Genomic DNA, 20,123 nt, shown 5'->3' with positions numbered 1-20,123 from the left:
TAGGTTATCTTGGGCTATCGTTGATGACAAACGTTAATAGAATAGTAGGAAAAGAAATTAGAAAAAGAAGAAAGCACTTGGGGCTTTCTGGTTTTGAATTGGCAAATCTTGTTGGTGTTAGCCAGCAACAAATTTCACGCTATGAAAGGGGGGAGTGTAACATTAATATCGAAAATTTACATGTTCTCGCTAATGCGCTGGAGACGGAGATGATTTGTTTTTTCATTGATGATGTATTTATAAATAAAGAAAATAATCATATATAAATATTAAAATTAGTCTAATTATAAATGCTAAAATAATCATCCATTAGTATGGATGTATTAAGATAAATTCACATTTCATAAAAATAATTATTTTTAATAACGGTGTATTACTATATTTATTGTATATAGTAAATGCCTGCTTTTTTATTACACTCTTAGCAAAAAAATATCAACTTAATAATTATCTTGATTATTAGGTGATTGGTACATCTGTCGTCTTTTTATAGGAAAATATAAATGAAATTAACCAAAATTGCATTAGCTACAATTATCGCATCTTCATTTGGCATTGCAAATGCAGCACCAGTAGACCAAGGTAGCGGGATTATTAACTTTACGGGTAAAGTTATCAATGCACCTTGCTCACTTCCTGGTGATGGCACAATCAATGTAGACCTCGGCCAAGTTGCAAATAAAGTATTAGAAACCGGTAATAAATTTAGCCAAAGCGTTCAGTACAATATTGCTTTAGAAAACTGTGACTTAGGTGAAGTTAAAGATTCTAACGACCAAGTTGTTTTCCCTGCGGTTAGCAAAGTTAAAGTCACTTTCACAGGTACTCCGGACACTACGGCTAAAGAATTATTAGCAAATACAGGTACTTCTAAAGGTGTTGGTGTTCGTTTAATCAACGCTGATGGTGCGACAATGAAAGTAGGTGATACAAGTGTTGAGATGCCATTAGCTGATGGTCCAAACAAACTGGCATTCAGTGCTCGTGTTGAAGCAAATGGTGACAAAGTTGAAACAGGTAGTATCATTTCTCAAGCAACTTACGCTTTAAACTACCTGTAATTTATATTTTTAATAACAGGCATGTATTTGCCTGTTATTTTTCCTTTGTTATTTGCTTTTTATTTTTTTGGCAGGGAACTCCATGTCTTTATTGCCTCATTTTAAAATGAATAAAATATTATTTTCTATTGTATTGGCATTTTCTATTTCAGAAATATCCAATGCTGTGGAATTTAATATGAATATTATTGATGCAAAGGACAGAGATAATATTGACTTGAGTCAGTTCTCAAACCCTGATTTTATTCCAGCCGGTGAATATCTGACAGATATTACGTTGAATGGCCGAAAGTTATCTGGTCAACACTTAATTAAGTTTATTGAAACGAGTAAAGATAATTCAACACTCTGCATTACACCAGAAATGGTAGATATTTTTGCACTAAAAAAGAAGGTTAAGGAAGAACTTCTGCAAAATAATAATGGCCAGTGTGTTGAACTATCTAAAAATTTAGATATTACATATCGCTTCGACAAGGCGAATCAAAATATCTTATTTTCTATTCCTCAAGCTTGGTTAGAGTATGACGACCCTTATTGGGTTCCACCATCTCAATGGGAGAATGGCATTACAGGGGCTTTTCTTGACTATAACCTATTTGCGAATTATTCCTCTCCTAAAAATAATAGTGAAACATTTAGTGCCAGTAGTAATGGTACCACTGGTATCAATTTAGGTGCTTGGCGTTTTCGTGCAGACTATCAATATCAATATAATCGTTCTCAAGGGAAAACAAACGAACGTTTCGATTGGACCCAACTTTATGCTTTTCGTGCATTACCAGAAATGGGTGCGAAAGTATTGTTAGGGGAGTCTTATTTAAAAACAAACCTATTTGATAGTTTCCGTTTTATTGGTGCTTCTGTTTTCAGTGATAATCGCATGTTACCGCCTTCTTTGCGTGGGTATGCGCCACAGGTAACAGGGATTGCAAAAACAAATGCAATGGTGATTGTTTCACAAAATGGGCGAGTGATTAAGCAAGCAAGGGTAGCTCCAGGGCCATTTAATATCCAAGATATTACAGAAGCTGTACAAGGCACCTTAGATGTGACTATCGAGGAAGAGGATGGGTCAAAAACGACGTATCAAGTGACTGCGGCATCATTGCCGTTTTTAACTCGCCAAGGGCAATTTCTGTATAAATTTACGGTCGGTCAGTCCGATCCATTTGGTCGCTCGCAGAAAGTCGACCCGCGGTTTATTGCGGGTGAGATATCCTATGGGTTATTTGGAAATACCTCTCTTTTTGGGGGATTAATAGCGACTATTGATAATACTAATTACCAAGCTGTAAACCTTGGTATTGGGCAAAATATGAATATGTTTGGTGCGATCTCACTGGATATTACTCGCACACACGCAAACTTAGATAATTTTGGTTCTTATTCAGGTAATAGCTATCGTTTAAATTATTCTAAGCGCTTTGAGTCTACGAATTCCCAGGTGACATTCGCTGGCTATAAGTTCTCTGAAAAAGAATTTTTAACCATGCCGCAATATATTGATGCAGCTAATGGAGCGCTGGACTTTAGACGCGATAAAAACGTGTATACGGCATCTTTTAATCAATATATCAGCCCATTAGATTTAACTATTTATTTTAATGCGTCACATCATCAATTTTGGAATAGTGAATCTACAACTAACTTTGGGATGAGTTTCAGTAAATTGTTTAGTGTTGGGCAGATTAAAAATATTTCTGGGACATTGTCACTTAATAAAATTAAATATGAAACGACAGATGATAACCAAATTTATTTATCATTTTCTATCCCATTAGAAGGCGGTAGCTCCATCAGTTATGACGCGCAATATGCTGATAATGACCACAGTTTTGGGCAGTCTGTTGCGTACTATAGCGAGAATGTGAATAACAACTATTGGAGTATGCGTGTTGGCGGTTCTCAACATGAACTTGGACGCGCAGAGCCAAATATTAGCGGTAGCTATCAGCATTCATCTCCTTACGGCGTATTAAACGTCAATGCGACGGAAAATATTAATTCTTATCGTGCATTTGGCGGTAGTTGGTATGGTTCGATGACAGCCACAAAATACGGCGCAGCAATGCACCGCAATGGAACCAATAATGAGCCGCGAGTTATGATTGATAGTGACAATGTTGCTGGTATTTCTATTGATAATGGCGAGTCAGTGACGAACCGTTTCGGGATTGGAGTGGCGACAAGTTTGAACAGTTTCTCCAATTCAGATGTATATATCGATATGAATACATTACCAGATGATGTTGATGTTAATGACAATATCATTGGTAAAACATTAACTGAAGGTTCGATTGGTTACCAAAAAATAAAGGCAAATCAAGGGAAACGTATTTTAGCGGTTATTCGCTTGAGTAATGGGAATTATCCACCATTAGGGACGAGTGTTATTGAAGTGAATACCGGTAGGGAAGTCGGCATCATCGCAGATAGTGGGGTGACTTATTTGACCGGTGTTAATCCAGAAGAAAACTACATTGTTAAATGGGCCAGTGGCGCGAATCAGTGTCGTTTAAATTTACCTAATATTGCCGAAAAAAATCAGGGGAAAGTCCTGATCCCTTGCCAATAAAGGAATGATGTATGAGTAAAAAGTATGTAGTAGCTTTAGGGCTTTCACTCGTTTTTGTCGGTATGCAATTTGCGTCCGCAGCAATCAATATTGACCGTACCCGAATTATTTTTCCGGGCAAAGATAAGTCGATTAGTTTGGTTATTAATAATCAAAGTAAAACAATGCCATATTTAGCTCAGTCTTGGATGGAAGATGAAAAAGGGAATAAGGTTTCAGAACCTTTTACGGTACTCCCTCCTATGCAACGGGTTGAACCAAATGCGAAAAACCAAATTAAAATCATCAAAACAGAAGGCGTTAATTTACTTCCCCAAGATAGAGAATCGCTATTTTATTTAAATGTACGTGAAATTCCGCCTGTCGCTGATAAAGAAAATGTCGTGCAAATTGCGATTCAAAGCCGTTTGAAAATGTTTTATCGCCCACCTCAGATTGAAAATAATAGCGATAAGGTTTGGGCAAAAGAATTGAAATATACTCATACAGGTAATCAATTACTCATTGAAAACCCAACAAAATATTATGTGACATTAGGTTATTTAAGTAACAACAATAGAAAAAATTTCCCCGGTTTTGAAAGTGTTATGGTGGCACCTCTTTCGAAAGAACGTGTTGTCGTGCCGAGCGAAGGGTTTACTCAATTGTACACCGGGTACATGGATGATTACGGCGGTATGAAGATGTTGACTTATCGATGTGCTGCTTCGACATGCCAATTGTCAAAAGAGAGTCAATAGGATTTTAGAAATGAGAAATTGTTACTTTTCAATATGTTTTTTCATGTTGTCTTTGGTTGGAAATCATTCTTACGCAGACAGTAGCATGATGAGAGGAGACCTTAATTTTACAGGGAATGTTATTTCATTACCTTGCAAAATCTCATTTTCCTCTATTGATCAAAATATTGAACTTGGCCCAATTTCTCTGAACTATTTTAATGAGATCGGGGATCGAAGCCCTAAGCATGAGATCAAATTAAAATTTGATGATTGTATTTTTCCCAAACGCGACCGTGATGATAGAGACCCTGTTGTTCGGCTTATGTTTATTTCAGAACCAACCAGCAGCACAGACCGTAATTTATTTGGCGGTAAAACAATTTTAAATGGTTATGGTATTCGGTTAATGGATAAAGATGGAAATATTGTGCCAAATGGTGAATATCGCAGTTATCCGATTTATTTTGATGATAACCAGCAAATTACTATCTATTCCATGCTCGAGAGTTATCTTTCAAGAAGTGAATTAACAGTGGGTAATATAAAAACACAGATTACCTTGAATATTACCTACCTATAAAAGGTGTATAAATCATGATACACAAGTTTATTACAAAATATGGTTTCTACTTTTTATTTTTATTTATCTTTATAAGCCCAAAGACATTTGCTTTAGATTGTGTAGAAGCAGGAACAGGGGTTGTGATTAAGCCTCCAGTACCTGTTGGGCAATTAGCTATTCCTTCTGATACACCGGCAGGTACCATTATTTGGCAATCAGACCCAATGACCGTAACGGTATATTGCGATAATGTTTTGGGAAATATGGTTGACGTTGTCCATATGTATTTTAATCCGACGTCCCAAAAATTGGGCACCGGTTTATTACTTGGAGCGAATTATCAAGGCGAATTACTTGAGCGCGATAAACAAAGAGTGAATTTAGGCACACCTCCGATTAGCGGCAAGCAAAACGTTACCGTGACAGTCACTTTCACGTTATATATTAAAGTAACGGGTATAGTTCCGCCATCAGGTAATTATGAGGGAGATAACCAGTTTACGGTTTTCCAGTTTGATGGTAGTGGAGGAATAAACATGACACCGGGAGCGAAAAACCTACGATATGCAATATCGGGGCTAAGGGGGATTCGTTTTTTAAAATGCGGTGCGGATATAAAAGTGTACCCTGAATCACAGCAGATTGATTTTGGCCAGATGATGATCACTGAGCTGAACCAAGGTAAAGAGTTTAAAAAAAGTTTTCAAGTTCAAGCTGTGAAAAGAGGCTGCCTCGATAATTTTTCCATGAATATTAATTTTGAAACCACCGATCCGTTAAATGGTGAATATGCGATTGATTTAAAAAACGGAACCAATCTAACGATTATGGATGATAAAAGTAACCGTATAAAATTTAACTACTTTCAATTTTTTGGGAGCTTGCCTCAAGGAAGTACATCTGTAACTCGTGACTACAGTGCGTCGATTAAAAAAGTTAGCTCAGTGAAAACAGGGGCATTTAACGCCTCAACTATTGTTCGTATTAACTACTATTAATTTGCATATATGTGAAAAGAGCAGGCTTTGAACCTGCTCTTTTTCTATGGTGCACAAAGAGACAAACTAACGAAAGTGAATGTAATTCATTACTTAGTATAGAGAGTCTTATTTAACACATTTACGGCAGCTTTTATCTTGAACTTGCTCAAAGAAATTATTTCCTTTGTCATCCACAAGAATAAAGGCTGGCAACCCTTCAACTTCCATTTTCCAAATCGCTTCCATTCCTAATTCTGGATACTCAAGGCAATTTAAACTTTTCACATATTCTTGAGCGAGGATCGCAGCTGAGCCCCCGATACTGCCTAAATAGAAACCGCCATGTTTTTTACACGCATCAGTCACTAATTGAGTCCGATTACCTTTTGCAAGCATCAACATGCTACCACCATGGGACTGAAACAAATCTACATAAGGGTCCATGCGGTTGCCTGTTGTTGGGCCTAAAGAACCGGAGACCATGTCTTCTGGTTTTTTCGCTGGCCCTGCGTAGTACACCATATGGTCTTTAAAGTATTGCGGTAACTCTTCGCCGTTATCTAAACGCTCTTTAAGCTTGGTATGAGCAATATCACGAGCAATAATGAGTGGACCACTGAGGGAAACTCGAGTCGATACAGGGTGTTTACTTAGCTCGGCCAAAATATCTTTCATTGGACGGTTAAGGTCGATATGAACCACTTTCCCTTCTGTTTGGTTACGCATCGATTCAGGGATATATTGGGCTGGATTATGTTCCATTTTTTCAAGCCACAAACCGTCTTTAGTGATCTTAGCCTTGATATTACGGTCAGCAGAGCATGAAATGGCTAACCCGATTGGGCAAGAGGCTCCGTGGCGTGGTAAGCGAATAACACGGACATCATGAGCAAAATATTTACCGCCAAATTGTGCACCAAAGCCAAGGTGACGTGAGGCTTCTAATAACTCATTTTCTAACTCAATATCACGGAAAGCACGGCCGTACTCATTACCTGTTGTCGGTAAGTTATCGTAGTATTTAGCAGAAGCCAATTTGGCTGTTTTCAGCGTAGTTTCAGCAGAAGTACCGCCAATAACGAATGCGATATGATATGGAGGGCAAGCGGTTGTCCCCAAATTACGTATTTTATCAATTAAGAAGTCTTTTAATTTAGCAGGAGTTAGCGTTGCTTTGGTTTCTTGGTAAAGGGCTGACTTATTAGCAGAGCCGCCGCCTTTGTTGACGAACAGGAAGTGGTATTCATCACCTGTAGTCGCAAAAATATCAAATTGTGCAGGTAGGTTCGTGCCTGTGTTGACTTCATTGAACATATCAAGTGGGGCATTTTGAGAAAAACGTAGGTTTTCATGTTGGAATACGTTATAAATCCCTCGAGAGAGGTATTCTTCGTCATCGCAGCCCGTCCAAACTTGCTGGCCTTTTTTACCAACAACAGCAACTGTTCCGGTATCTTGGCAGTTTGGTAAAATGCCTTTTGCAGAGATATCAGCGTTACGCAGCAATTGTAGTGCTACGTATTTATCATTTTCACTGGCTTCTGGGTCATGCAATATAGCTGCAACTTGCTTTTGATGAGCAGCCCTTAGAAAAAATTGTGATTCATAAATTGCGCGTTCAGCAAGAAGTGTTAGTGCTTCAGGCTCTATTTTTAAAATTTGTTTACCCGCGAATTGCTCGACAGAAACATATTTATCAGAAACTTGGGTATATTCAGTTTTATCCTCAGATAAAGGATATGGTTCTTGATAAAAAAACTCTTTATTAGCCATTTTGATCACTCACATATTAATTTCAGTGGAATATCCAAAAAATCACCCGTAGGCTTATGTTTATTCTTAATTAATTCAATTTGAAAGACACAAAGTAAAATTTATAGGTGTAATAATAAAACTAAGCTTACAAAACAAGTTACTAAAGGTTACAATTTAAGCTGATATTATATCAATTTGGCCCTTATATTCAAAGGGATGCATGAGATTATATGACGCGGATTAAATTTATAGGGATAAAAGTCATTGATTAATAAAAATTAGATTCAAATCACATAATATTATTAATAACTAAGGTTTTAACCATTTGTTATAGATGTTATCGATTATTGACTATTTAAGTGCTTAATCATGATAAATAGCTATGGCTACATTTTTTCAATTAAAACGATTCAGTTAATTCAATGCTTATTTTCATTTTATTTTTTGCAGGAATATGTGATTTAAAATCATACGGTATTTATAATCCAAGGGTTTTAAATAAATGAAAATGATTATTTACATAATTAAGTTCTATTTCCTATTAGATATTTTAAGCATATGAAAAGCATTGAATTTAACTTAAGTTTAGCGTGTGAATATACTAAGAAAATCTATAGATATCGATAAATTGATAGCATATACCTCTATGTTGCTTATTTTTATCAGAAATCTGATTTATTTATTGATAATTCATAATGAAAGGCAAACGAAATGGCGAAAATGGCTTTCAATTTACAAAAACTGTGTTTATCATGCAGGGCTTATGAACTATAAAATGGCGCTACTGGTTTTGGGCTTTGCTGGGGAAGGATGAAGAGTATATCTCCGACAAGCTTATACAGTCTTTAACGGTGGCGGTTCTATCTGCATTATTCCTAGGGATAGAGTGTATAATAAATGACTGAGACAACCTCTCTGACACCACTCGTCGAATTAAAATCTTTGAATAAAGGTTTTGATGGCAAACAAATTATTTCTGAACTTGACTTAACTATTCAAAATGGTGAGTTTTTAACCATTCTTGGGCCTTCAGGTTGTGGCAAAACGACGGTTTTACGTCTTATTGCTGGGCTAGAAGACGTCGATGATGGGAAAATTATTCTTGATGGTCAAGATATTACGGATATTCCCGCAGAGCAGCGCTTTGTGAATACCGTATTCCAAAGCTATGCTTTATTTCCTCATATGACCGTGTTTGAAAACGTGGCCTTTGGTTTACGCATGCAGAAAACACCTGCGGCTGAAATTCAAAAGCGCGTTGACCAAGCCTTGCGTATGGTTCAATTGGAAGATTTTGCTGAGCGTAGACCCAACCAACTGTCTGGTGGTCAACAACAGCGCGTGGCAATTGCTCGTGCCGTTGTTAATCGGCCGAAAGTCTTGCTGCTGGATGAATCATTGTCCGCGCTAGATTATAAACTACGCAAACAAATGCAAAATGAGCTAAAAGCCCTTCAGCGGAAATTGGGGATCACGTTTATTTTTGTTACCCATGATCAAGAAGAAGCTTTAGCGATGTCTGATCGGATCATCGTTATGCGTGAAGGGAAGATTGAGCAAGATGGTACGCCTCGTGAAATTTATGAGGAGCCCAAAAACTTATTTGTTGCTCAATTTATTGGCGAAATTAACATTTTCGATGCAAAAGTCTTGTATCGCCTTGATGACAAACGCATTCGTGCCAACGTCGAAGGCCATGAATGTGATATTTTCACCGAACTTTCTGTCGAGGAAGGGCAGCATGTTAATGTGTTATTACGCCCAGAAGACCTACGAGTTGAAGAAGTGAATGATGCCGATAATTACCCAGGGCTGATTGGCTACGTGCGTGAGCGTAACTACAAAGGCATGACGTTAGACTCAGTGGTTGAGATGGAAGATGGCAAAATTATCATGGTAAGCGAATTCTTCAATGAAGATGACCCTGATGTTGACCACTCCCTTAACCAAAAAGTTGCTGTGACTTGGGTCGAAAGCTGGGAGGTAGTTCTGGATGATCATTCGTAAACATAAAATTTTGCAGAATGTCATCATCACCGGTGTCGTTGCTTGGTTAGTCCTATTTGTCTTTTTGCCAAATGTCATGATTATTGGCACCAGTTTTTTGACACGTAGTGATACTAATTTAGTTGACCTCGTTTTCACATGGGATAACTACATTCGCTTATCTGACCCAATGTATGCAGAAGTGATGCTTCATTCGCTTAATATGGCGCTGATTGCGACCTTCTTCTGCTTAGTCATTGGGTACCCGTTTGCTTTTATATTGGCTAAGTTACCAAAGCGTATCCAACCCCTGATGCTATTTTTGTTGATTGTACCTTTTTGGACTAACTCACTAATCCGTATCTATGGTTTGAAAGTTTTTCTTAGTACCAAAGGGTACTTGAATGACTTTTTACTTTGGGTTGGCATTGTTGATAAACCTTTGAGAATTATGTACACGCCAGAAGCGGTAATATTGGGGCTTATCTATATATTACTGCCGTTTATGGTAATGCCGCTTTATTCAAGTATCGAAAAACTGGATAAATCATATTTAGAAGCGGCAAGGGATCTTGGTGCGAATAAATTCCAGCGGTTTGTAAAAATTATCATTCCATTAACGATGCCTGGGATTATTGCGGGCTGTCTATTAGTTCTGCTGCCTGCAATGGGGTTATTTTATGTTGCAGATTTAATGGGCGGAGCAAAAAACCTGTTAATTGGTAATGTGATTAAGAGCCAGTTCTTGAATATTCGTGATTGGCCATTCGGGGCAGCAACCAGCATTTTCCTAACTGTGATGATGGGGTTATTGCTGTATGTGTATTATCGAGCGGCTAAGCTTCTGAATAAAAAGGCATATGAAGAATGATCGGACGTACTTTGCGTGGTGGCTTTATGGCCATCATTTACGCTTATCTTTATATTCCAATTATTATTTTGATTATTAACTCTTTCAATGAATCTCGTTTTGGTATTCAGTGGCAAGGGTTTTCAACAAAATGGTATGAATTACTCAGTAATAATGACAGCTTATTGGAAGCAGCAGGGCATTCGTTGACAATGGCTATCTTGTCAGCAACTTTTGCCACAGTTATTGGCACATTAACGGCGGTTGCTTTGTTTCGCTACCGTTTTAGAGGAAAGCCTTTTGTGGGGGGAATGCTGTTTGTGGTGATGATGTCCCCCGATATCGTGATGGCCATTTCCTTATTAGTGCTATTTATGATACTAGGTGTTTCACTGGGCTTTTGGTCATTGCTGTTTTCTCACATTACTTTCTGCCTGCCGTTTGTGGTTGTTACCGTATACGCAAGGCTCAAAGACTTTGATGTGAAGATGCTCGAAGCGGCACGTGACCTCGGTGCGGGTGAATTTACTATCTTACGTAAAATCATACTGCCTTTAGCATTACCTGCCGTTGTTGCTGGGTGGTTACTGAGTTTCACATTATCGATGGATGATGTGGTGGTTTCGTCATTTGTTACGGGGCCGAGTTATGAAATTTTGCCATTAAAAATTTATTCGATGGTGAAAGTGGGTGTTTCTCCTGAAGTGAATGCATTGGCAACCGTGTTGCTGATAATGTCCCTATTGCTTGTCTGTTTAAGTCAGTGGGTGATGCGGGATAAATACTCAAAAAAAGCCAAGTAATAAGTTAAACGATGGTGCTGTGTTTTGTTGTATTGCAGCATCTTTTTTAGTGCCATTAGGCGAGAGGGTGGGCTCCAATTGAGTCCATAAGATACATACCCTAAATAATTCAAGTTATTGCTTGAGGTATGCGGGGGTAAAAACACGTTGTTGAGGGAAGCTCAGTCATGAAAAAATGGTCCTATCTACTGGCGGCAGGCTTAATGGCTGCAAGTATTGGCACGGCAACCGCCGCTGACGATAATAAAGACGTACTGTATTTCTATAACTGGACAGAATATGTTCCCCCCGGTTTATTAGAGCAATTTACCAAAGAAACGGGTATCAAGGTAATTTACTCCACCTATGAATCAAACGAAAGTATGTATACCAAATTAAAGACCTATAAAGAAGGTGCTTATGATTTGGTTGTACCATCTACTTACTTTATCGCCAAAATGAGCAAAGAAGGGATGCTGCAAAAGATCGATCAAAGTAAATTAAGTAATTTCAAAAACCTTGATCCAAATTTAATTCATAAAGAATTCGATCCAAATAACGATTATTCCGTGCCTTATATTTGGGGCGCTACGGGGATCGGGATTAACGGTGAAGCGGTTGATCCAGGCTCGGTGACTTCGTGGGCTGATTTTTGGAAACCTGAGTATAAAAATAGCCTACTAATGATGGATGATGCGCGCGAAGTATTCCAAGTCGCGTTGACTAAACTGGGCTATTCAGGGAACACGACCGACCCGAAACAAATTGAAGAAGCTTATAAAGAGCTACAAAAACTTCGTCCGAATATTTTAGCCTTTAACTCTGACAACCCAGCGACACCATTTATCGAAGGTGAAGTGGATGTGGGTATGTTATGGAATGGCTCTGCATTTGTGGCAAGGCAAGCAGGTCTACCTATTGAGGTCGTATGGCCAAAAGAGGGTGGGATTTTCTGGATGGATAGCTTAGCCATCCCAGCCAATGCAAAAAACGTTGAAGGTGCCCATAAGCTAATTAATTTCTTACTGCGTCCTGAAATTGCGGCACAAGTTGCTGAATCTATTGGTTACCCAACACCAAATTTAGAAGCTAAGAAAATGTTACCTGCGGAAATTGCTAACGACCCATCCCTTTACCCAAGTGAAGAGGTGCTGAAAAAAGGCGAGTGGCAAAGCGATGTCGGGAATACCAATATTCTGTATGAAGAGTATTTCCAAAAGCTAAAAGCAGGCCGTTAATAATCTGATTATTAGGTTTATTTTATGTAAAGGGCACTGGTTGAGTGCCCTTTTTTATGGGCGGCATATTGCCAACCCACTTATTTACTCACAATATTATGTGCCACAAACTTTGCAAAGGTATCGGCCCAAGGTTGTAAGAAATCTTTGCTTTTTGGTGAGATATTTCCCTGCTCATCCACCATGCCGTCATACCATTTCAGGTAACATTCGGGTTGGTTCATGGTAGGCATATTTAAGAATGCAAGGCTATTGCGTAGGTGCTGTTGGGCTATCGCGGTACTGATATTACCAATAGAAACACCTAAAATGCCTGCTGGAATGCCATCCCATGAATTATCACCCCAAGGGCGGGAACCTTGGTCAATGGCATTTTTCAACACGCCAGGGATTGAGCGGTTATATTCTGGGGTAGCAAAAATAATTCCGTCACAAGCTTTAATCTGCGATTTAAAATTTGCGACCACAGTTGGCACACTTTGGTCTGCATCTTGGTTGTAGAGAGGTAAGTCACCGATGTTGATAAACTTAAAGGTAAAGTTTGCTGGGAACAACTTGGTAATGGCCTTAGCCACGGTTAAGTTGTAAGAATCTGCACGTAAGCTACCAACAATAACACCAATACTATATTGATTTGACATGATAAAACCTCTTCTATCGACAGTTGATCATTATTACTTCATATGATTTGTATTTTGTCAGAACGTTGTTTCTTTTATTAAACATCATAATATGAACAGGTGCAAAATTTAAGTTAAATTAAAACGACAGAATAAGTGAAACAAATATCAAAAAAAATTGAATTTTTTAAATTAATTATAGTGATATGAATTATTACGATGGCATATTGTGAGTCCTCTTCCAGTATTTCTATTTACCCACTGACAAATCATAGTTACTTGATTTTAGTCAAAATGAAACATACCGACTGGTCGGTATCATTCGTTTCATGAATAAAACGGCACAGCATAGAAAAAAAGATCCCGCCAAACTCCAAGTTGAGTTACTCAAAGCGGCTCGCATTATTGCTGGTAGAGAAGGGATTTCTTCGTTATCTCTTAATGCTGTGGCAAGAGAAGCGGGTGTCAGTAAAGGCGGGTTGATGCACCACTTCCCAAGCAAACAGGAACTCATCCATGCGTTGTTTCTCCAATTATTGGGAATTATGGATGAGCGAATTCATTTGATTATGGAGAATGATCCGAATCCGTATGGGCGTTTCTCTCGTGCATATTTGCACTATATTGGTGAACTTAAAGAATCGGATGAAAGTTTTCAACTTGCTTTGCTATCTTTAGCTATGCCAACAGAGCCGGTATTACGTCAATGTTGGCGAGATTGGGTGTTAGGCCATTTAGCAAATGGGGATGAATTTGATAATAGTTATTTAGGGGCATTAGTCAGGTATGCCGCTGATGGGTTATGGCTTTCGTCATTGACTGAAGGGGAAACATTATTACAACAAGAACGCGCTGCTATTGTAAGTCGGTTGACACAAATATCATTTGAAAAACTACCTGAGGAGTAACGGTAATACCAGCAGTGTAATTTTATTAATATAATAAGCACATGAGGCGATAGTGAAATATAAAATCAATGCCTTCATTATATATGATGCAGTTGATGGCACTTTATCTTTGAAAGAAGGTGAGGTGGACACGCAATTGTCTATCACTGCTAATGCATTATTATTTTATTTTATACAACATAATGGTGTTTTATCCCGAGACGATATATTGAAATCTGTATGGGATGATAATGGCTTAGTGTCATCGAACAGTAATTTAAATCAATACTTAAGTATTTTAAGAAAAGCATTCCGTCAATATGGTATTGAAAATATTATCGTTACTGTTGGTAGAGGCTTATTAGAATTCAATTCTGAAGTCTCCTTAGAATTAATTGATGATATTAAAATCAACCCTCTTGAGTTAATTAGTAATCTTAATGAAATTGATGGCGCAGAGGTCGTTTTATCTTCTGTTGCGAATTCAGCCCCACATCCCCTTGAAGAACCACAAGTTATTACTTCATTAACCCCAGAAAAAAAAGAAATTTGTTGGTATTTAGCTAGTGCTGCCTTATTGCTTTGCTCAATTTTATTAGCCGTGATGGCTTATCTATCCAAGCAACCATCATCACCAATTAGTATGACGGTGTTGGAACACAATAATTGCGATGTCTTGTCAAATGAGAAAATGATTAATGGCACTGTTGCCCTCAACTATATACAAAATTTTGACAAGGTAAGAAATAACTTGAAACTAGACTGCATAGAAAAGGAGCGATTTGTTTTTTTCTATGGTGATAAGTTACAAACGAATGGATTAGGGCGAGTTTTTCTGGCCCATTGTGCTGTGAATGAAGATAACCCATTTAGTTATTGTGATAATTACTTCTACTATTCATGGAATCCATCATGAAGATTTCAGGCAAGGTATTATGCTTACTGAGTGGTTTACTATTTATCATAGTAGCGGTTTATACTCAGTCAGTGTTATTTTCAAATCAACAAGATGGTTTGATGGTCTGTTCGACTAAAGGCATTATGCGCTTTGAAAATATGATAGATGAAAATGTTAATGGCAACATTCATTTCAATTTTGGTTCTAATGGCAAGGGCTCGATTGTTGTGGAAGGTTATACAGACTCCAAAGCAGGGTGGCTATATTTACAACGTTACGTAAAATTTAGTTATACTACCCAACGAGTATCCCCAACAGAAAGGCATTATAATATCAGCCAATGGGAATCACGAGCATCTTCTATTGATGAATCCCCCGATGTTATTTTCGATTACTTTATGCGAGAGATGTCAGATAGCCATGACGGTTTATTTCTTAATGCCCAAAAGCTCAATGACAAAGCATTATTGTTAAGCTCAATAAATTCCCCGCTTTATATCTGCACACTTAAACCTGGCAGTAAATTTGATTAATGGTCTGAAAATAGCTTAAAGAAAAGGGCGCTATGGGCTCTTTTCTTTCGGTATTTTATGCGTATAGAGATGCTCCCCCGCGTTTTATCCAATAGCTCATTGGAGCTTTACTTAGTTTAAACTAATTATGCCTATGCAGGGTTCCTCATAGTGGTTTCGTGAATGAGATTAGCCAAGTTGGTATTGAAGTTGGCAGTTGCCCAATCGCTATCTCACAAATAAATACTTAGCTAAGCTTATAAGCAAGTGAGCCCTTCCACAGTTATCACTCCCTAAATTACCCCGCCTTATCAGCTCAATAATATCTTGTTAACAATTCCTTTGATTAATCGTAAATCAACTTTTAGCCCTTTTTTCATCTCCAGATAGAAACGTGAATTTTTGGTTTTTTCAGTGAGATTACATAAAAAATCAAATAAATCACGCTAATTTTTAGAGCAAAGCACTAAGTATTAATCATTCATGGATTTATATTTTGTTTTGTTTTTTAGGCTCTATAGTGAGTTTGAAGCCAAAGGCTGCGTTCAATAAATCACCGCGCAGACACCCTTGGCGCAAATGATTACCCCGATATTTCAAAGGATATGTACTCGGACACATCAATTTGAATTATCAGCGGTAAAGAAAAACAAAGAAGGTTTCTCGGAGGAAATAACAATGGGTGATGCATTAGGTCTTATTGAAACTAAAGGTTTGGTGGCTTGCATCGAAGCAGCGGATGCCATGTGCAAAGCGGCGAATGTTGAGCTAATTGGTTATGAAAATGTCGGTTCCGGTTTGGTAACTGCAATGGTTAAAGGGGATGTAGGCGCGGTTAAAGCGGCTGTCGATTCCGGTGTTGAGTCTGCTCAGCGTGTTGGGGAAGTTGTGACCTCTTTGGTGATTGCGCGTCCACACAATGACATCAACAAAATTGTTATTAAACATAAAGCATAACTTTTTCCGGAGGAAAAAACATGGGTGACGCATTAGGTCTTATTGAAACTCAAGGGTTAGTGGCCTGTATTGAAGCCGCAGACTCGATGTGCAAAGCCGCAAACGTTGTGCTGATTGGTTATGAAAATGTTGGGTCAGGGTTAGTTACCGCCATGGTCAAAGGCGATGTAGGTGCAGTGAAAGCTGCAGTGGATTCAGGTGTTGAATCCGCCTCTCGCGTTGGCACCGTCGTGACATCTTTGGTTATCGCGCGTCCTCATAGCGATATTCAAAAAATCGTCGCCCAGTATAAAGTCACGGAATAAAAAAGGAAATCACTTATGAAAGAAGCACTTGGTCTAATTGAAACCAAAGGTTTAGTGGCTTGTATTGAAGCGGCTGATGCGATGTGCAAAGCGGCGAATGTCGAGCTAATCGGTTATGAAAATGTTGGTTCAGGGCTCGTGACAGCAATGGTTAAAGGTGATGTGGGTGCCGTTAATGCTGCTGTTGAATCCGGTGTTGAGGCTGCAAAACGTATCGGAACAGTGGTGACTTCACGCGTTATCGCAAGACCACACAACGATATTGGCAAAATTGCGCAGCAACACAAAGCGTAATTATTGGCTAATAAATCAATAAAACAACAAGTTAATGAGTTAATTTTGACTCCGATACGGGGGAAGACATGGTTGCATTAGACAAAGATCTGCAATCCAGACAGCTAGCAAGAGAGCTAGTTCGAAACGCGAAACAAGCGCAGAAAGAATTCGCGACATTTTCGCAGGAAAAAATCGACAGTATTGTTAAACACATTGCTATTGAGTCTGCACTTCATGCAGAAGAGTTGGCAAAAATGGCCAATGAAGAGACAGGGTTTGGGAAGTGGCAAGATAAAGTCCTGAAGAATACCTTCGCTTCAATGCGTGTTTATGAGCACATCAAAGATCTAAAAACCGTTGGCATCATTAATGATGACAAAGTCAACAAAGTTATGGATGTGGGGGTACCTCTTGGTGTTATCACAGCGTTAGTACCTTCTACTAATCCGACATCAACCATCATCTACAAAACGTTGATTGCCTTGAAGGCTGGTAACGCAATCGTCTTCTCCCCTCATCCAAATGCTAAAGCATGCAGTTTCCGTACGTTAGAAATAGTCAAAAAAGCCGCACTAGAAGCGGGCGCACCAGCAGGTATCGTTGATGCAGTCACTATGTTGACTCTTGAAGCAACGAAAGAACTGATGCACAGCAAAGACGTTTCATTAATTTTGGCAACGGGTGGTGAAGGCATGGTACGTGCAGCCTATGCATCAGGCACACCAACCATTAGTGGCGGCCCGGGTAATGGCCCTGCATTTATTGAACGTAGTGCTAATATCAAGCAAGCAGTCAGTGACATTATCACCAGTAAAACTTTCGATAATGGTGTGATCTGCGCATCTGAACAATCCATTATTGTTGAGCGTTGTATCTATAACGAAGTCCATCGTGAACTCCTTGCCCAAGGTGCTTACTTCATGAACGAAGAAGAAGCGAAGCGTATGGCATCCATGTTGCTTAGAGCGAACGGCACTATCAACCCTGAAGTGGTAGGTAAAGATGCGATTACTTTAAGCCAACGAGCAGGTTTCGCTGTCCCTGCGAATACCCGTGTATTAATTGCATTACAAGATACCGTTTCCCCTAAAAACCCGTACTCCCGTGAAAAATTGTGCCCAATTTTAGGGATGTATATCGAAGAAGACTGGCAATCAGCTTGTCATCGGGTGGTTGACTTACTGACCAACGAGGGCTTAGGCCATACCTTGGTTATTCACACTCAAAACGAAGATGTTATTCGCCAGTTCTCTCTCGAAAAACTCGTTAACCGCATTTTAATTAACACACCAGCGGCGCTTGGTGGTATCGGGGCAACCACCAATATTACGCCTGCATTAACATTGGGGTGTGGCGCAGTGGGTGGGGGTTCTAGCTCAGATAATGTAGGGCCAATGAATCTACTGAACATCCGCAAAGTGGGTTATGGCGTACGTTCAATTGAAGATTTAAGGCAACCCACTCAGCCTTGTACAACTGCACAACCTGCGGTGTCAGCAACGGTAACTCAACCGCAAGTCAGTATTTTTGATGATAACCGCTTCCGTAACCCTGTTGCGGCGACAACATCACCCGTAGCTGTCCATCCAATAGGTGATGACCGATTTGGCGGTGCGGTGACAACGGCTGCGGTTACTGAGGCTGTCGTTTCTCACGGTGATATCAGTGAAGAAAATGTTGAGCAGATCATCAAGGCCGTTCTCGGACGCCTAAATAAGTAACTCATTGGAATAAGGCGGTATAAACCATGATCCTTGCAAAGGTAGTCGGGCATGTTGTTGCAACGCAGAAATGCCAAGAACTTAGCGGCAGTAACTTACTGATGGTAACAAAGCTAGGGGATGACCTTGAACCGTTGAAAAACAAAACGTATGTGGCAGTCGACAGTGTTGGTGCTGGTATCAATGACATTGTTTTAGCTGAAGCTTACTTCGCTTTGAATAAAGACAATTACAAAGCCATGTCAGTGGTTGCCATTGTGGAAAAGGTTTATACCAAGGAGTAAAAACAGCATGAACCAGTTTTTGATTAAACCTAAAGTCCAATTCGGTGCTAACGCATTGGATTTTATCTCACAAATGAGTGCTCACCATGCATTTATCGTCACTGACAAAGCGATGGTGAAGTTTGGCTTAGCTGATGAAGTCACTCGCAGGCTAACCCAAAGTGGCATCACCTTTTCGATTTACGATGATGTTGTGCCAGATCCAGACATTTCAGCCATCGTTAACGGCATGAAAATAATGGATAGGCAATACCCAGATGTGGTGATTGCACTCGGTGGTGGGTCGGTGATTGATGCTGCGAAATCTGTTATTTACTCCCTTTGGCACACGAAAAAAGACCCCAATCGAGTTAAACCGCAGTTTATCGCTATTCCAACCACCAGTGGAACAGGCTCTGAAGTGACATCATTTTCCGTGATCAAGTCTCAGTCTGAAAAACTGGTTTTGGTTGATGAGTTTATGTTGCCAGATGTAGCTATTTTAGACCCCGCACTAGTGAAATCTGTGCCAGCTTCTATTACTGCGGATACAGGAATGGATGTGCTGTGCCATGCATTGGAAGCGTATGTTTCGCGTACCGCTTCTGATTTTTCCGATGCATTGGCAGAAAAAGCCGTGCAATTAGTCTTTGGTCATTTAATTGATTGCTACCGTGAAGGCAGCAATTTAGTGGCTCGCGAAAAAATGCACAACGCGTCATGTATTGCAGGAATGGCTTTCACTAATGCCTCCCTTGGGATAACGCACAGTTTGGCTCATGCATTAGGTGGTGTGTTCCATATCCCACATGGCCGCGCCAACGCTCTGTTAATGGCACAAGTGGTTGCTTTCAATGCAGATTTAGAAGGCCGTTGTGACACTGAGGCAGCGAAACGCTACGCCAATCTTGCGAAAAATTTAGATTTACCCGCGTCATCAATACGTGAAGGCGTTGAAAGCCTGATGGTGGCGATCAACGTATTGAAAGATGAAATGAACCTGCCAAAAGGCATTCAAGCAACAGGTATCAATGAATTCGATTTTAACGCCCGTTTAGGGGAAATGGTTGGGCAAGCACTGCGCGATAGTTGCACGCCGACCAATCCACGGGATGTGAGCAAGGTGCAACTGGAAGCGCTGTATAGACAGTCTTTTTAACAGTTAACGCT

At 39.4% G+C, this 20,123-nt stretch carries 21 protein-coding genes; 19 read left to right on the top strand and 2 right to left on the bottom strand.

The features are described 5' to 3' along the window. Positions 1 to 23: 23 nt before the first annotated feature. From P3L56_RS18380 to P3L56_RS18355, 6 genes are all read left to right on the top strand, one after another. Positions 24 to 266 (top strand): helix-turn-helix domain-containing protein, encoded by a 243-nt coding sequence (locus P3L56_RS18380; protein ID WP_042845488.1) that lies wholly within the window; start codon positions 24 to 26, stop codon positions 264 to 266. Positions 267 to 503: 237 nt separating this feature from the next. Further along, entirely contained in the window at positions 504 to 1,061 is a 558-nt protein-coding gene (locus P3L56_RS18375; protein WP_042845487.1) for a fimbrial protein, read from the top strand. A gap of 82 nt (positions 1,062 to 1,143) precedes the next feature. Continuing rightward, positions 1,144 to 3,639 (top strand): fimbria/pilus outer membrane usher protein, encoded by a 2,496-nt coding sequence (locus P3L56_RS18370; RefSeq protein WP_129466463.1) that lies wholly within the window; start codon positions 1,144 to 1,146, stop codon positions 3,637 to 3,639. Between the two features lie 11 nt (positions 3,640 to 3,650). Then, positions 3,651 to 4,379 (top strand): molecular chaperone, encoded by a 729-nt coding sequence (locus P3L56_RS18365; RefSeq protein ID WP_210831895.1) that lies wholly within the window; start codon positions 3,651 to 3,653, stop codon positions 4,377 to 4,379. An 85-nt stretch (positions 4,380 to 4,464) separates the two neighbouring features. Next, positions 4,465 to 4,941 carry a fimbrial protein gene (locus P3L56_RS18360; protein WP_226619077.1) on the top strand — a complete coding sequence of 159 codons (477 nt, stop codon included), beginning with the start codon at positions 4,465 to 4,467 and terminating at the stop codon, positions 4,939 to 4,941. Between the two features lie 14 nt (positions 4,942 to 4,955). Continuing rightward, on the top strand, positions 4,956 to 5,921 hold the full coding sequence (locus tag P3L56_RS18355) for a fimbrial protein (protein ID WP_166684973.1): 966 nt from the start codon (positions 4,956 to 4,958) through the stop codon (positions 5,919 to 5,921). A 108-nt stretch (positions 5,922 to 6,029) separates the two neighbouring features. Here the strand turns inward: P3L56_RS18355 and P3L56_RS18350 are convergent, their stop codons facing one another. Continuing rightward, entirely contained in the window at positions 6,030 to 7,676 is a 1,647-nt protein-coding gene (locus P3L56_RS18350) for a fumarate hydratase (RefSeq protein WP_272686044.1), read from the bottom strand. 879 nt (positions 7,677 to 8,555) lie between these two features. On the opposite strand from P3L56_RS18350, the gene potA reads away from it, so the two are divergent. The 4 genes from potA (at position 8,556) to potD (ending at position 12,514) form a co-directional block, all read left to right on the top strand. Continuing rightward, positions 8,556 to 9,665, top strand: coding sequence for a spermidine/putrescine ABC transporter ATP-binding protein PotA (gene potA, locus P3L56_RS18345; protein ID WP_042845479.1), 1,110 nt, complete (start codon positions 8,556 to 8,558; stop codon positions 9,663 to 9,665). Continuing rightward, positions 9,652 to 10,515 (top strand): spermidine/putrescine ABC transporter permease PotB, encoded by an 864-nt coding sequence (gene potB, locus P3L56_RS18340; protein ID WP_042845478.1) that lies wholly within the window; start codon positions 9,652 to 9,654, stop codon positions 10,513 to 10,515. The genes potA and potB overlap by 14 nt, the downstream gene beginning before the upstream one ends. Continuing rightward, on the top strand, positions 10,512 to 11,297 hold the full coding sequence (potC, locus tag P3L56_RS18335) for a spermidine/putrescine ABC transporter permease PotC (RefSeq protein ID WP_042845477.1): 786 nt from the start codon (positions 10,512 to 10,514) through the stop codon (positions 11,295 to 11,297). Before potB ends, potC begins: the two co-directional genes overlap by 4 nt. Before the next feature lie 167 nt (positions 11,298 to 11,464). Beyond that, complete coding sequence (potD, locus tag P3L56_RS18330) at positions 11,465 to 12,514, top strand: spermidine/putrescine ABC transporter substrate-binding protein PotD (RefSeq protein WP_042845476.1); 1,050 nt, start codon at positions 11,465 to 11,467, stop codon at positions 12,512 to 12,514. A gap of 80 nt (positions 12,515 to 12,594) precedes the next feature. Here potD and P3L56_RS18325 read toward each other — a convergent pair whose 3' ends face one another. Beyond that, the gene (locus P3L56_RS18325) at positions 12,595 to 13,155 is read right to left on the bottom strand and encodes an NADPH-dependent FMN reductase (RefSeq protein WP_042845475.1); all 561 of its coding nucleotides are present in this window, start codon (positions 13,153 to 13,155) and stop codon (positions 12,595 to 12,597) included. 308 nt (positions 13,156 to 13,463) lie between these two features. Between P3L56_RS18325 and P3L56_RS18320 the strand changes: the two genes are divergently transcribed. The 9 genes from P3L56_RS18320 to P3L56_RS18280 all read left to right on the top strand — a co-directional run bounded on the left by P3L56_RS18320 (position 13,464) and on the right by P3L56_RS18280 (position 20,112). Further along, positions 13,464 to 14,042: a TetR/AcrR family transcriptional regulator gene (locus P3L56_RS18320; protein WP_042845473.1), complete on the top strand. Its 579-nt coding sequence runs from the start codon at positions 13,464 to 13,466 to the stop codon at positions 14,040 to 14,042. A gap of 52 nt (positions 14,043 to 14,094) precedes the next feature. Next, positions 14,095 to 14,937, top strand: coding sequence for a transcriptional regulator (locus P3L56_RS18315; RefSeq protein ID WP_166684972.1), 843 nt, complete (start codon positions 14,095 to 14,097; stop codon positions 14,935 to 14,937). Then, on the top strand, positions 14,934 to 15,452 hold the full coding sequence (locus tag P3L56_RS18310; protein ID WP_042845470.1) for a FidL-like protein: 519 nt from the start codon (positions 14,934 to 14,936) through the stop codon (positions 15,450 to 15,452). Before P3L56_RS18315 ends, P3L56_RS18310 begins: the two co-directional genes overlap by 4 nt. A 657-nt stretch (positions 15,453 to 16,109) precedes the next feature. Beyond that, positions 16,110 to 16,388, top strand: coding sequence for a BMC domain-containing protein (locus P3L56_RS18305; RefSeq protein ID WP_004249182.1), 279 nt, complete (start codon positions 16,110 to 16,112; stop codon positions 16,386 to 16,388). A gap of 20 nt (positions 16,389 to 16,408) precedes the next feature. Continuing rightward, positions 16,409 to 16,693, top strand: coding sequence for a BMC domain-containing protein (locus P3L56_RS18300; protein WP_042845468.1), 285 nt, complete (start codon positions 16,409 to 16,411; stop codon positions 16,691 to 16,693). A 15-nt stretch (positions 16,694 to 16,708) separates the two neighbouring features. Continuing rightward, complete coding sequence (locus P3L56_RS18295; protein WP_004259063.1) at positions 16,709 to 16,987, top strand: BMC domain-containing protein; 279 nt, start codon at positions 16,709 to 16,711, stop codon at positions 16,985 to 16,987. A gap of 68 nt (positions 16,988 to 17,055) precedes the next feature. After that, the gene (locus P3L56_RS18290) at positions 17,056 to 18,690 is read left to right on the top strand and encodes an acetaldehyde dehydrogenase (acetylating) (RefSeq protein ID WP_272686045.1); all 1,635 of its coding nucleotides are present in this window, start codon (positions 17,056 to 17,058) and stop codon (positions 18,688 to 18,690) included. 26 nt (positions 18,691 to 18,716) lie between these two features. Continuing rightward, on the top strand, positions 18,717 to 18,974 hold the full coding sequence (locus P3L56_RS18285; RefSeq protein ID WP_004259057.1) for a EutN/CcmL family microcompartment protein: 258 nt from the start codon (positions 18,717 to 18,719) through the stop codon (positions 18,972 to 18,974). Positions 18,975 to 18,981: 7 nt separating this feature from the next. Beyond that, entirely contained in the window at positions 18,982 to 20,112 is a 1,131-nt protein-coding gene (locus P3L56_RS18280; protein ID WP_210831790.1) for a 1-propanol dehydrogenase PduQ, read from the top strand. Positions 20,113 to 20,123: the final 11 nt, after the last annotated feature.

The sequence above is a fragment of the Providencia sp. PROV024 genome (assembly GCF_032709665.1).
GTDB lineage: Bacteria > Pseudomonadota > Gammaproteobacteria > Enterobacterales > Enterobacteriaceae > Providencia > Providencia huashanensis.
Note: the sequence above shows the minus strand (reverse complement) of the source record. Positions and strands in the feature narration are given on the sequence as shown.

Bases quoted from the DNA above. Each gene is read 5' to 3' on its own strand.
- P3L56_RS18380 (WP_042845488.1), top strand. From the start codon at position 24: ATGACAAACGTTAATAGAATAGTAGGAAAAGAAATTAGAAAAAGAAGA.
- P3L56_RS18375 (WP_042845487.1), top strand. From the start codon at position 504: ATGAAATTAACCAAAATTGCATTAGCTACAATTATCGCATCTTCATTT.
- P3L56_RS18370 (WP_129466463.1), top strand. From the start codon at position 1,144: ATGTCTTTATTGCCTCATTTTAAAATGAATAAAATATTATTTTCTATT.
- P3L56_RS18365 (WP_210831895.1), top strand. From the start codon at position 3,651: ATGAGTAAAAAGTATGTAGTAGCTTTAGGGCTTTCACTCGTTTTTGTC.
- P3L56_RS18360 (WP_226619077.1), top strand. From the start codon at position 4,465: ATGATGAGAGGAGACCTTAATTTTACAGGGAATGTTATTTCATTACCT.
- P3L56_RS18355 (WP_166684973.1), top strand. From the start codon at position 4,956: ATGATACACAAGTTTATTACAAAATATGGTTTCTACTTTTTATTTTTA.
- P3L56_RS18350 (WP_272686044.1), bottom strand. From the start codon at position 7,676: ATGGCTAATAAAGAGTTTTTTTATCAAGAACCATATCCTTTATCTGAG.
- potA (WP_042845479.1), top strand. From the start codon at position 8,556: ATGACTGAGACAACCTCTCTGACACCACTCGTCGAATTAAAATCTTTG.
- potB (WP_042845478.1), top strand. From the start codon at position 9,652: ATGATCATTCGTAAACATAAAATTTTGCAGAATGTCATCATCACCGGT.
- potC (WP_042845477.1), top strand. From the start codon at position 10,512: ATGATCGGACGTACTTTGCGTGGTGGCTTTATGGCCATCATTTACGCT.
- potD (WP_042845476.1), top strand. From the start codon at position 11,465: ATGAAAAAATGGTCCTATCTACTGGCGGCAGGCTTAATGGCTGCAAGT.
- P3L56_RS18325 (WP_042845475.1), bottom strand. From the start codon at position 13,155: ATGTCAAATCAATATAGTATTGGTGTTATTGTTGGTAGCTTACGTGCA.
- P3L56_RS18320 (WP_042845473.1), top strand. From the start codon at position 13,464: ATGAATAAAACGGCACAGCATAGAAAAAAAGATCCCGCCAAACTCCAA.
- P3L56_RS18310 (WP_042845470.1), top strand. From the start codon at position 14,934: ATGAAGATTTCAGGCAAGGTATTATGCTTACTGAGTGGTTTACTATTT.
- P3L56_RS18305 (WP_004249182.1), top strand. From the start codon at position 16,110: ATGGGTGATGCATTAGGTCTTATTGAAACTAAAGGTTTGGTGGCTTGC.
- P3L56_RS18300 (WP_042845468.1), top strand. From the start codon at position 16,409: ATGGGTGACGCATTAGGTCTTATTGAAACTCAAGGGTTAGTGGCCTGT.
- P3L56_RS18295 (WP_004259063.1), top strand. From the start codon at position 16,709: ATGAAAGAAGCACTTGGTCTAATTGAAACCAAAGGTTTAGTGGCTTGT.
- P3L56_RS18290 (WP_272686045.1), top strand. From the start codon at position 17,056: ATGGTTGCATTAGACAAAGATCTGCAATCCAGACAGCTAGCAAGAGAG.
- P3L56_RS18285 (WP_004259057.1), top strand. From the start codon at position 18,717: ATGATCCTTGCAAAGGTAGTCGGGCATGTTGTTGCAACGCAGAAATGC.
- P3L56_RS18280 (WP_210831790.1), top strand. From the start codon at position 18,982: ATGAACCAGTTTTTGATTAAACCTAAAGTCCAATTCGGTGCTAACGCA.